This window comes from Shewanella sp. (genome assembly GCF_041630135.1).
Lineage (GTDB): Bacteria > Pseudomonadota > Gammaproteobacteria > Enterobacterales > Shewanellaceae > Shewanella.
This window is the reverse complement of the sequence record NZ_JBFKLW010000004.1, coordinates 38,384-49,843: the sequence shown is the minus strand read 5'-3', so window position 1 is coordinate 49,843 and position 11,460 is coordinate 38,384. Positions and strand designations below refer to the sequence as shown.

Annotated in this window: 9 protein-coding genes; 4 read left to right on the top strand and 5 right to left on the bottom strand. The window is 52.2% G+C overall.

From position 1 onward, the window contains the following. Window positions 1-99: 99 nt before the first annotated feature. The gene (locus ABYK60_RS02035) at window positions 100-921 is read left to right on the top strand and encodes a M14 family metallocarboxypeptidase (RefSeq protein WP_372870251.1); all 822 of its coding nucleotides are present in this window, start codon (window positions 100-102) and stop codon (window positions 919-921) included. A 296-nt stretch (window positions 922-1,217) separates the two neighbouring features. On the opposite strand, the gene ABYK60_RS02030 is transcribed toward ABYK60_RS02035, so the two are convergent. From ABYK60_RS02030 to ABYK60_RS02015, 4 genes are all read right to left on the bottom strand, one after another. Then, window positions 1,218-2,132: a L,D-transpeptidase family protein gene (locus ABYK60_RS02030; protein ID WP_372870294.1), complete on the bottom strand. Its 915-nt coding sequence runs from the start codon at window positions 2,130-2,132 to the stop codon at window positions 1,218-1,220. 127 nt (window positions 2,133-2,259) lie between these two features. After that, the gene (gene norR / locus ABYK60_RS02025) at window positions 2,260-3,783 is read right to left on the bottom strand and encodes a nitric oxide reductase transcriptional regulator NorR (RefSeq protein ID WP_372870293.1); all 1,524 of its coding nucleotides are present in this window, start codon (window positions 3,781-3,783) and stop codon (window positions 2,260-2,262) included. A 114-nt stretch (window positions 3,784-3,897) separates the two neighbouring features. Continuing rightward, window positions 3,898-6,174, bottom strand: coding sequence for a nitric-oxide reductase large subunit (locus ABYK60_RS02020; RefSeq protein WP_372870250.1), 2,277 nt, complete (start codon window positions 6,172-6,174; stop codon window positions 3,898-3,900). 837 nt (window positions 6,175-7,011) lie between these two features. Continuing rightward, a complete protein-coding gene (locus ABYK60_RS02015) occupies window positions 7,012-7,938 on the bottom strand; it encodes an LpxL/LpxP family Kdo(2)-lipid IV(A) lauroyl/palmitoleoyl acyltransferase (RefSeq protein ID WP_372870249.1) in 927 nt (308 codons plus the stop codon). A gap of 115 nt (window positions 7,939-8,053) precedes the next feature. Here ABYK60_RS02015 and hldE point away from each other — a divergent pair, with 115 nt between their 5' ends. From hldE to ABYK60_RS02000, 3 genes are all read left to right on the top strand, one after another. Then, entirely contained in the window at window positions 8,054-9,484 is a 1,431-nt protein-coding gene (gene hldE / locus ABYK60_RS02010; protein WP_372870248.1) for a bifunctional D-glycero-beta-D-manno-heptose-7-phosphate kinase/D-glycero-beta-D-manno-heptose 1-phosphate adenylyltransferase HldE, read from the top strand. A 47-nt stretch (window positions 9,485-9,531) separates the two neighbouring features. Continuing rightward, window positions 9,532-10,353 carry a hypothetical protein gene (locus ABYK60_RS02005; protein WP_372870247.1) on the top strand — a complete coding sequence of 274 codons (822 nt, stop codon included), beginning with the start codon at window positions 9,532-9,534 and terminating at the stop codon, window positions 10,351-10,353. 144 nt (window positions 10,354-10,497) lie between these two features. Then, window positions 10,498-10,986, top strand: coding sequence for a TetR family transcriptional regulator (locus tag ABYK60_RS02000; RefSeq protein WP_372870246.1), 489 nt, complete (start codon window positions 10,498-10,500; stop codon window positions 10,984-10,986). Window positions 10,987-11,054: 68 nt separating this feature from the next. Here ABYK60_RS02000 and ABYK60_RS01995 read toward each other — a convergent pair whose 3' ends face one another. After that, window positions 11,055-11,318, bottom strand: coding sequence for a hypothetical protein (locus tag ABYK60_RS01995; RefSeq protein ID WP_372870245.1), 264 nt, complete (start codon window positions 11,316-11,318; stop codon window positions 11,055-11,057). Window positions 11,319-11,460 lie beyond the last annotated feature (142 nt).

Genomic DNA, 11,460 nt, shown 5'->3' with positions numbered 1-11,460 from the left:
TTTTTATCCAAGCCTTGGAATGTCATTCAGTTTTTCATCTTTGCTGATATGATGGCAAGGCATACTTTTTCGTCTTCAGTCATTGCAAGGATGTGTTCAATGAGCCGCTCCCCCTTCGAATCCTTTGTCTGGCACAGTGAGATTTTCCAGTGCGACAGCACGGACATCAGTCGTTTTTATGCCTTGTTGGAGCAAGAACAGACCCGTTTGGGGCTTGGTACCAAAAAGCTTGGCAGCGCCGGCGGGCATCCACTGTGGCTGCTGCAATCCCCCGGACAAAAGGCGGGGCTGCCCAATCTGCTGATCAGCGCCGGTTTTCATGGTGAAGAGAGTGCAGGCCCCTGGGGATTGCTGTATTTGCTGTCACAGCTCGATGAGAGCTTGTTTGATCGGGTTAACCTAAGCCTGTTGCCGCTGGTAAACCCCACCGGCTTTGCCAAAGGGCACCGATTTAACCAGTTGGGTGAAAACCCCAATCGTGGTTTTTTTATTGAGAACGGTAAGGCCAAATCCGGGGATGACACCTCCCATGAGGGCAAAATATTGCTGGAGCATGCCCATCTGCTGCAGGTCGCGAGCCGCGACGGCATTCTCACCTGTCATGAGGATGTGCTGCTTACAGACACTTATGTATATACCTTTGAGCCCAGTCAGGTGCCGGGGCGTTTCAGTCATACGTTACGGGATGCCCTTGGACATTATTTCCCAATAGCCCGGGATGGCAGCATCGACGATTGCCCGGTACAGGACGGGATTATTTTCAATCATTTCGATACTTCCTTTGAATCCTTTCTGGTGCGCAGCGGTGCCCGTGTGGGTTGCTGCAGCGAAACCCCGGGGCAACAGAACCTGGATCAGCGTATTCTCGCCAACGCTGCCGCCATGAGTGCCTTTTTGGATATGTTGGTCTTGGCTGAATAACCATTTGTGGCTGACTGTGATGGGGCTCCGCGGATATACGGGGCTCCGCGGATATAGGGGGACTGGCGTGCTTTGAGCGTTAATAACATTAAATGCCCAAATCGCAGCCAAGCTTATGGCGCCCATTGGATTTGACTCGTTACGGCGGGGTTTATGTGCCGGAACCCTGCTGAGTTGTAAAAGTCTGGCTTGGTGATGAAGACCTGTTGGTGAAAGCCCTGTTGGTGAAAGCCATGAATGCTGCACAGTAAAAAGCCGCCCTTGGGCGGCTTTTTCATTTGGATTTACGCATCAACCTAGGGGTTGATGCGGGTTGGCATGCCGGTACGGGTTTCCAGCAGGCGCTTAAGCACGAAGGAGTTGGTTTCTGCGTGTGCCACAAAACGGCTGATGTTGGCAGGCAGCGACAGGGGCACAGGGGCAGCTGAATCAAACTCTTGCTGGGTTCGCGACAACGGCTGGTGCACCTCGAGGTAGCGGGCGCCATCGGGCTCTTCGGTGGCCTTGATGGGCTGATTTACAAACTGCACCCGGGTGCCCACCGGCACACTGTTGAACAAATGCTCGATGTCGGCATCACGCAGACGCACACATCCCTGACTGACCCGCAGGCCAATACCGAAGGTGGCATTGGTGCCATGGATTGCGTAGAGATTACCGATATAGAGCGCGAACAGCCCCATGGGGTTGTCCGGGCCAGCAGGCCACACCGGTGGCAGGGTCACGCCTTTGGCGGCATATTCTTTACGAATGCGTGCTGTAGGGGTCCAGGTTGGGTTTGCGCGCTTGCGCTGTACGCTGGTCACCCAGTTTTCAGGGGTATCACGGCCGACCTGACCAATACCTATGGGCAGTACTTCCACCAGGTTTTTACCCTTGGGGTAGTAGTACAGGCGCATTTCGGCGATGTTGATGACTATGCCTTCCCGTGGCGCTTCCGGCAAAATCAATTGATGCGGAATAATCAGGGTACTGCCCGGACGGGGCAGAAAAGGGTCGACTCCCGGATTGGCTTCCATGATGTTCGACAGTCCCAATTGAAACTGGGTGGCAATGTCTTCGAGGGTGCGCTTGTCTTCGGGCACCACATAGTATTGAACTTCACCCACCAGACGGCTGTCTTTTGGCGGCAGAGGGTAGACAACCGCCAGCGCCGCCTGGCACAGACCGGTAAGTCCAACAAATACGGCTAACTGTAAAAAACGCTTCATTAAATTCATCTGACTCTGTGTTGGCATTCGCTCTTTCCTGAGCACTGCTGAGTGCCTATGGTTTTGCTCCGTGGCAAAGCAGGCATCCTCATCGAAATCGACCAGAATTTCAACTGTTTTTAGACCATTATTTTAAGCCAAGGCGTTTCGCGAGTCTGTGCAGATTACCCGCATCCAATCCCAGCGCTCTGGCGGTTGCTGCCCAGTTGTGTTGGTGGCCGTTAAGACAGGTGGAAATATAGCGATTTTGAAACTCATCAGTGGCTTCTTTGAGCGTTTTGCCATCGAATTGTAGCTGATGGGTTACTGGCGGCTGGTGCGAGGATTCACCGACCGCTTTTCCGATGGTTAACATCGGCACGGTAATCATGACTTCGCCACCTTCGGATGCGGCTCTGGCAAGCGTGGCAGCACGTTTTATTACGTGTTCAAGCTCGCGAACATTACCGGGCCAGTCATAGTGCTTGATACGGGATAAGGTATCCGGACTTAACCTCAGTACAGATAAGCCGAGGGATTTTCGACTTTGCTCGAGGAAGTGGCCGCATAGGGGGCCTATATCCTCCCCGCGCTCACGCAATGGGGGAACATGCAAAGGAAATACGCTTAAGCGATGGTATAAATCAGCACGGAAGCGGCCAGCCAATACTTCTTGTTTAAGATCTTTGTTGGTGGCAGCAATGATACGTACATCCACTTTGAGGCTGCGATCATCACCGATGCGCTGTACATCACCGTATTGCAGTACACGCAGCAGCTTGGCCTGCAGCCCCAGCGGCAGTTCGCCGATTTCATCGAGAAACAGGGTGCCCTTGTCGGCTGTTTCAAATTTACCGCTGCGATGACTGATGGCGCCGGTAAAAGCCCCTTTGACGTGACCAAAAAGTTCGCTTTCGGCAACGGATTCAGGCAATGCGGCGCAGTTTAAGTAAACCAGTGGCTTACCTGCGCGTGGGCTTGATTGATGTACCTCGCGGGCAACCAGCTCCTTCCCTGTGCCTGTTTCTCCCAAAATCAAAACACTCAGATCCGTGCCAGCCACCGCAAGAATTTCCTGACGCAGGCTCTCCATAGCGGCGGTTTTGCCTATCATGGGCTGGCCATCATCGGCTGTTTCGCTGCGTCCCGGGCCTATGAGCGACACCCGTTCCAACTTATCCAGCAGTAGGGCGTTTTTTAGTGATGCAGCACTTAGCGCACCCAGCGCCCTTAAATCCATTAGTCCAAGATTATCAAACTGACTTGGGGAAAAGGCATCCAGTGTCAGAGCGCCTATCAGTTTTTCATCATCGAACAGGGGCAGGCCTATACAGGCATGCACATGCAACCTGTCTTCCTGATTGGGGATAAGACCATCATAGGGATCAGGCAATTCACTGTCTGCAGGAAAGCGTACCAAATCCCCGGCCCGGGCTATGGCCTCGAGTCTGGGATGGTCATCAATGGCAAAGTGGCGTCCGGCAACATCTTCTGCAAGACCGGCAGTGGCCAGCGGAACGAAGTGACGATCGCGAAATTCCAGTAGTGCAGTGGCATCACAGCCAAGGTTGGTTTTTACTGTATCGACCAGGCGGGCAAAGCGGTCCCGGTGGGATAAGCCAGAGGTAATATCCAGGGCTATGCGGGTGAGCAGTGATTGGCTCAGTGACATGGGCGTATGCTGACTCTCGGAGTAAAGATTGTGTGTCAGCATACGCTTATTGCTTGAGATTGTCATTTTGACATGGGGAGCACAGGCTCCCCTTCAGATTTTGGGCAGTTGCTATCAGGCCGTTACGGCCTGACCGGCAGCGGCCTTTTTACCCGCGATGGCTTTGCGAACCACATCCACCAGGAATACGGCCAGCAGTATGCCGCCAACGCTGAATATCACATCGCCGAACACCCGCATCCATACCAGTGTTTCCACTGTGCTGCTGTGGATCACTTCAGGAGAGCGGGCGAACCAGTAGCCGTTTTCGATAACGGCGAAGAACTGGGTGATACCCATCGGCAGCAGAGACATAAACACCATGGCAGCCAGACCCAGGTTCAGGGTCCAGAAAGCGCCCTTGAGCAGCTTGTCATTCCATTGCATTTCCAGCGTCAGACCGCGGACACAAGAGAGCATCAAGCCAATACCCAGCATGCCGTACACACCCATAAAGGCTGCGTGACCATGGGTGGCAGTGGTGTTGAGACCCTGCACGAAGTAGAGGGAAATGGGTGGATTGATGAGGAAGCCAAGCATACCGGCACCTACGAGGTTCCAGAACGCGGTGGCGACGAAGAACATGATGGCCCAGTGATAGCGTTGCATCCAGGGAGCCGCATTGCGCAGACGATAGCTTTCCACGGCTTCATAGCCGATCAGTGCCAGTGGTACCACTTCCAGTGCTGAGAAGATGGAGCCCCAGGCAATGATGGAGTTGGTTGTGCCGGTGAAATACAGGTGGTGCAGCGTACCGATAAGACCACCGGTGAGGAAGATTACCGTGGCAAACAGTACTGCAGCGTTGGCGTTGCGGGCACGGATAAGACCCAGACGTACCAGCAGCAGCGCAATCACAGAAGTTGCGAAGGTCTCAAAGAAGCCTTCAACCCACAGGTGAACTACCCACCAGCGCCAGTATTCAGCCAAAGCCAGGTTGGTGTGTTTGCCCATAAAGAGGCCCGCACCATAGAAGAGGCCGATGGCAACGCAGGAGGCGTAAAGGATCCAGATTACCGGGCGCATTTCACCCTGATCATTGAGCGCAGGACGAATAGCGGCGGTAACCAGCACCAGCCAAATCATCAGGCCTGCCAGCAGTAATAGCTGCCATACCCGACCCAGATCCACATACTCGTAACCCTGATGGCCGAAGAGGAAGTTAGTATCAAGATCAAAATACTGTTGTACACCCAGCCATTCACCGGCCATGGAACCCAGTACAACCACTACCAGCGCTACCCACAGCACGTTCACACCCAGACGTTGGAATTTGGGTTCATAGCCTGACAGGGCAGGAGCGATATACAGACCCGTGCCCAGCCAGGCAGTGGCGATCCAGAATACGGCTAACTGGGTGTGCCAGGTGCGGGTAACTGAGTAGGGTAGGATTTCAGCAAGTGGGATGCCATAAAACTGCTGGCCTTCCACCGCATAGTGGGCAGTGATGCCACCTAATATTATTTGCAGTAAAAACAGACCAATTGCTGTGACAAAATACTTCCCTACCGCTTTTTGTGATGGGGTAGGTTTAAAGCGGAACAGTGGGTCTTCTTTGGCCGGGACCGGAAGAGGCTCTTCACGACCGGCTGCGTGGTACCACACCAGACCACCGATACCGGCAATCAGGGTGACGATACTCAGAATGGACCAGACGATGTTGTCTGAGGTTGGTGTATTGCCCAGCTGAGGGTCATAAGGCCAGTTCGCAGTATAGGTGTAGCTCTCTCCGGGACGTTCGGTGATGGCGGCCCAGGCACTCCAGAACACAAAAGCGGTCAGCTGTTCTCTGTGCTCCATATCGGGGATGGTGCCTTCTTTCATAGCGTACTTTTCACGCAGTGGCTGCATGGCGGCATCGTCACCAAACAGTGCAACATAGTGATTAGCTACTTCTTTCATGGCCAGAATGCGGGTGGCGCTCAGAGATACTTCGATTTTGTCACCGTTGTTGAACAGTGTATTGCGACGCATATCATCGCGCAGCGCCTGTTCAAGCCCGGCCTGCTGACTGCTTTCGAGGCTGGAGAAGTCTTTTCCGTATTGCGCCTTGGCGCTGATATCGAGCCAGGCCTGGGCTTCGCGGTGCAGCCAGTCAGCTGACCAGTCAGGCGCTACGTAAGAACCGTGACCCCAGATTGAACCCAGTTGATGGCCACCCATGGAGCGCCAAACCAATTGGCCGCGGAGAATATCCTGTTTATCAAAAACGACCTGACCGCTCTCATTGGTGTAGGCATCCGGGATTGGCGGCATTTCCCGATAAATCTCACTGCCCAGACTGAGCAGTACAGTGAAGGAGGCTATCAGCACTATAAGTAGTGCGATTGCCGTTTTGCGAAGTGAACTCATTATGGCCTCTCTAGCGCTTGTTCTAATGTCAATTCTACTTAGCAGTAAGTGTGCCAAAATATTATATCTTTAAATAACAACGAATTATGTTATTTATTGAGTTGGGTTGTGTCATAATGACATGCTATATTAGTGTCAAAAGCACAGTTGCATTGTAAATATGACATTGTTTTTGTTTTTGATTTTGATTAGTTGTCATTTTTTCTGGCTTGAGCAATTTCTATTAATCTTGTTGTGTTATTTGGGAGTTGTATTTTTAACTAATTGAATACTCGAGATATGTTTAATGGCGTTTTCAGTTGAGTCTGGCGTGGCAACGAATTTTTTATGGAGTTTTATTGGTGTAAGTGTGCTTCCGGCAGCATGAAACTGTGTATGTCTGGATATGTGGGGTTGGTATTTATTAGAGAAGGTGCGAACAAGTCCTCGTACAGCTCTGGCTATGATTGGTATGGCATTTCGAGGCATTTAACTGAAGGCATGCAGAGCGAGGCATGGTGAAGTTGAATGATGCTATGAAATCCCCGTAGAACGGGGCTTACAGCGGCATCTGCCGCGTTACAGTTGTTGCGAAGGACTCAGGCCATTCGCAGGAACTGTGCCTTACATTTATCCGTTGTAAGCTCACTCAGAGCAAGTACGCGACTTATTCGCACCTTCCTTAGTTGTGCTTCCGTGCTGGTGTATTTGTGTGGCGTAATGATGACCACACCCTGCGTCCTCTTCTCAGGGATGAGGTCTGTAAAGGGGGAGCCTGGTTGGGTGCTGAAGGAAAGGGACTTGGATTAACGTTGGGCACCCTGCCTGAGATGAGGGGAACGGGCAGGGTGCTGATGACTATTTATAGAGTGATGGCCCCTTGGGATCGGGCCGGGTTTTGAAGCGACGGTGCAGCCACATGTACTGTGGCAGATTGCGGGAAATAAGAGTTTCAACCACCTGATTGCCACGGATGGCATCTGTTATTTCGTTCTCACCAGGGAAATTGTCCAGAGCAGGCATAATTTCCATGGTGTAGCCTTTATCATCGGAATTGCGTTCGACATAAAAGGGTAAAACCTTGGCTTTGCCTAATTTGGCCAGGGTGGTTGCACCGGTAATGGTGGCTGCATCGGGTACGGCAAAGAAGGGAATGAATACTGCAGATGAACGGCCGAAATCCTGATCGGCTGTATACCAGACAACCTCAGCATTTCTCAGGCAGCGTACCATCTGACGCAAGTCACGTTTGGGCACCAAGCCCTTATTGGATCTCAGTCGACCTTTTACCTGCAGATACTCCATGACGGCGTTGTTGTGGGGGCGGTAAACGCCTATGCCCGGATGGCACTGACCTAGGATACGGGCGCCCATCTCGAGTGGCAGGCAGTGTACGGCAAACAAAATTACCCCCTGCTCCCCATCCAGTACCTGTTGCATATGCTCTACGCCCTTAATGGTCATATGCTTCTGTACACGGGAATCACTCCACCACCAGGCATTGATGGTATCGAATACCGCCTTGCCGGTTTCTTCGAAATTGCGTTTGTAGAGTGCCTCGCGCTCTGCTTCACTCATTTCCGGGAAACATAATGCCAGGTTACGTTTGGCCGTATTGCTGCGGCCACCAGCAAGCTTTCTGACCAGGGTGCCGAGTCCGGCGCCAAGACGCATCTGCCATGAAAGGGGCAGCATACATAACAGTCGCATCAGGCCGACACCAAACCACAGCAGCCAATATTTGGGGTGATACAGGTGATTGGAAAATTGGGCGCTTTCTACCACTTGGGGTTCACTCTCTGACAAAAATTAGTGGTTATTCTATCGTAAAACACGCACAACAGATGGAGAAAATTGGGTACAATTCGGCATTATTTCAGCCGAAATCGATGTGAGTGATATGAAGGTTACCTTACCAGCTTTTGAAAAGGCCCGGGTTTTGGTGGTGGGCGATGTTATGTTGGACCGCTACTGGGTGGGGCCCACCGGCCGCATATCTCCCGAGGCTCCCGTGCCTGTGGTGCGCATCAACCAGATTGAGGACAGACCCGGCGGAGCGGCCAACGTGGCACTGAACATAGCTACCCTGGGGGGGAAGGTGCAGCTGGCGGGATTGGTTGGTGAGGATGACACAGCGTTGGCGCTGACCAAGGGCGTACAGGCGCTGGGTGTAGAGCCTTGTTGGTTGGCCGTGAGTGATAAGCCTACCATCACCAAGTTGCGGGTGTTGTCCCGTAATCAGCAACTTATTCGTCTCGACTTTGAAGAATCGTTTGATAAGCATCACAGCGATACTTTGCTTCGTCAGGCAGAAACTTCGCTGAATGACGTGGATGTGGTGGTGCTGTCCGACTATGCCAAAGGTGCCATAGCTGAGCCTGTGGACTTTATCGCCAAGGCCCGTGCCAGTGGCGTTAAGGTATTGGTTGACCCAAAAGGCAGCGATTTCTCCCGTTATCGCGGTGCGTTTTTACTGACGCCGAATATGAGCGAGTTTGAAGCAGTCGTAGGGCCTGTGACCAGTGAAGCGGATCTGGTTGAAAAGGCACATAAGCTGCTAAAGGATTTGGCGCTGGATGCGCTGCTGGTGACCCGTTCGGAAAAGGGAATGACGTTGATAACACCTGACGCCCCCGAGCTGCATATCCCCACAGTGGCCCGGGAGGTATACGATGTGACCGGTGCCGGTGATACCGTTATTTCCGCCTTGGCCACAGCCATTGCCGCTGGTGCTGAACTGCCTCAGGCCTGCGCCATCGCCAATACGGCCGCCGGCGTGGTCGTCGGTAAACTGGGTACTTCCACCGTCAGTCGTATAGAGCTGATTGAAGCACTCAAGAGCCATCAGGGCGAGTCTGGTGTTGGGGTTGTGAGTGAAGATCAGCTGATGTATGCCCTCGAGCAGGCAAAACTGCGGGGCGAGCGGGTGGTCATGACCAACGGTTGTTTCGATATCCTCCATGCGGGCCATGTCAGCTATTTAGCGCAGGCTAAGGCCTTGGGTGATCGCCTTATTGTCGCGGTAAACGATGATGAATCTGTGCGCCGTCTCAAAGGTGATGGCCGTCCGGTAAACTCGGTGGACAGGCGTATGGCAGTCCTCGCCGGACTGGCCTCGGTTGATTGGGTGGTTCCGTTCAGTGAAGACACGCCTCAAAGGGTGATAGCCCGATTGCTGCCGGATCTGCTGGTAAAAGGTGGTGACTACAAAGTGGAAGACATTGCCGGTGGCCGTGAAGTCATTGCCAATGGCGGTCAGGTGAGGGTGCTGGGTTTTGAAGATGGGGTGTCGACCACGGCTATCATTCAAAACATCATGAGCCGTCACTGATGATTTTTGTCCGCATGTTGTTATGGGCACTGATATCGGTGCCCGTTATGACCTGGGGACAACAAGACTTTGAGCCGCCAACGGTTTTTGTGGCAGGTAAGAAAGTCACCGTATGTCCCATTGCCGGCTTGAATGAATGCCTGGCGCAATTACCGGCTGATGCCCGGGTACAACTGCCCGATAATCTTTTTAGCCAAATGGGGTATCGGAGTGCTGTTGTGTATCCACTTGTTCATCCTCAACTGGCAGGTTTGGTGTTATGGGCGCCAGAGAGAGAGCACTTTTATCAAACTGCACTGGTCGGCACGCAATTGTTGACCTTAGAGCTGCGTGAGCAGCTTTGGTTAACATTCTGGCATGAAATTGGCCATCTGGAAGTGCGAGCCCTTCAGGGGGATGTGTTGCCAAAGCAATTGAGCGTGCGGGAGCAGGAATGGTTGGCTGATGCCTTTTTATATTGGCATATCGCCAAAGAGCACAGAACACTGCAATTGGCCTGGCAGCAATTTCATCGCAGAAACCTGCAAGTCATTAATGATGTCAGTCATTTGTCTCATTGGAGTTCCCTATATCTCCTCCCTTTGTTGCAGCGCTATTCGGTGGGGGAGCTAGTGTTATATGCTGACTTTTCCGGTTTTTGCCAGGATATTTATCCAAGTCTGCGTTCTTGGTCTGATACCGAAATGGTTGAAGTTTCCCGTTTACTTCAGTATTTGTTCGGCTCATCTACCACACCAAACTTACCTGAATTTCTCTATTGGCGCAGACCCGAAATAGCGCCTGTCATCACGCCCACCCTTGAGCAGTTGATGGGGCCAGTCAGTGCGGGTGATTGGCTGTCCAGGCAGCATTTGTTAATCAAAAGTTGAACGTTTCGCACGTCGTGCGGTTTCAAGCTGAACCCTAGCTGAACAAAGGTCAGATACTCTTGAGAATGACGCTTTTTTGGCAGTAATCCCTTTGATGCTTTGATAAGCTCTGCGCAACAAATATAACAAGGGGGGATACATTTCATGGCGAAACGTTCCAAAGTACAGACTGAGCAAACCATCAATCAGATCATGGATGAGGCGCTCAAGCAAATCCTGAGTATCGGTTTTGATGCTATGTCTTATACGACCTTGTCTGAAGCGACAGGGATCAGCCGGACCGGCATCAGTCACCACTTCCCCAAGAAAACGGACTTTCTGGTCAGATTGGACGCCCGCATTGGTCGTTTATTTTTAGCAGCGTTGGATTTTTCCAGCGCAGAAGCGCTGGAGCGTTCTTGGATGACGGCCATGCGTGAATCACACTATCGTGCGGTATTGAAGCTGTTTTTCAGCCTGTGCGGCTGTAATGATAAAGAGATTACAGTATTTCGTGCCATCAGCAGTGTACGGGAGAGTGCCGCCATTGAGCTGGGTGCCATTGGTGAGAAGACTATCAACCAAATGCTGGGGCGCACCGCCATCATGTTGCTTGCCGAGTCCGAGAGCGCGGTAACCAGTCAGGCAGCCTGAATGCTGCAGGCTGGATGGGATTAAAAAAGGAGCCAACCGGCTCCTTTTTTACGTTTCTAGCTTCAGGTTTATTGCCGTAGGGTGATCATGGGATTGAAGTTTATGTCCCCCCATTCATCTATGGTTGCAAGCCGTGAATCCTGACGTGTAATGGCCAGGGGTCTGTCACCCTGACTTCGTACAAACAGTAGCTGATAACCCAGTTTAGCCAGGGTATACAATGCAAACCTCTGTGAAGTGGATAGTCTGGTCCAGTGCTCCGCGCTGGACAGGATTTTGCTGCGACGGTCGATTCTGTCCCTGTGCCCGCCATGGTTGCTACTTAGCCGCATTGCGTTCCTGCCTCCAACAATGACCCTGAATACTGCCTGTGCAGTTATTCAGTTATAGCGCATGCTGAGGGCGGCGAAAACAGCAATTTTGCAGTCAGAGATAAACGGCAATATCATTTCGCTCTGGTTAATATTTAATCGA

Coding starts and splice junctions, on each gene's coding strand:
- norR (WP_372870293.1), bottom strand. CDS start 3,783: ATGTCACTGAGCCAATCACTGCTCACCCGCATAGCCCTGGATATTACC.
- ABYK60_RS02000 (WP_372870246.1), top strand. CDS start 10,498: ATGGCGAAACGTTCCAAAGTACAGACTGAGCAAACCATCAATCAGATC.
- ABYK60_RS02005 (WP_372870247.1), top strand. CDS start 9,532: ATGACCTGGGGACAACAAGACTTTGAGCCGCCAACGGTTTTTGTGGCA.
- ABYK60_RS02035 (WP_372870251.1), top strand. CDS start 100: ATGAGCCGCTCCCCCTTCGAATCCTTTGTCTGGCACAGTGAGATTTTC.
- ABYK60_RS02020 (WP_372870250.1), bottom strand. CDS start 6,174: ATGAGTTCACTTCGCAAAACGGCAATCGCACTACTTATAGTGCTGATA.
- ABYK60_RS01995 (WP_372870245.1), bottom strand. CDS start 11,318: ATGCGGCTAAGTAGCAACCATGGCGGGCACAGGGACAGAATCGACCGT.
- ABYK60_RS02030 (WP_372870294.1), bottom strand. CDS start 2,132: ATGAAGCGTTTTTTACAGTTAGCCGTATTTGTTGGACTTACCGGTCTG.
- hldE (WP_372870248.1), top strand. CDS start 8,054: ATGAAGGTTACCTTACCAGCTTTTGAAAAGGCCCGGGTTTTGGTGGTG.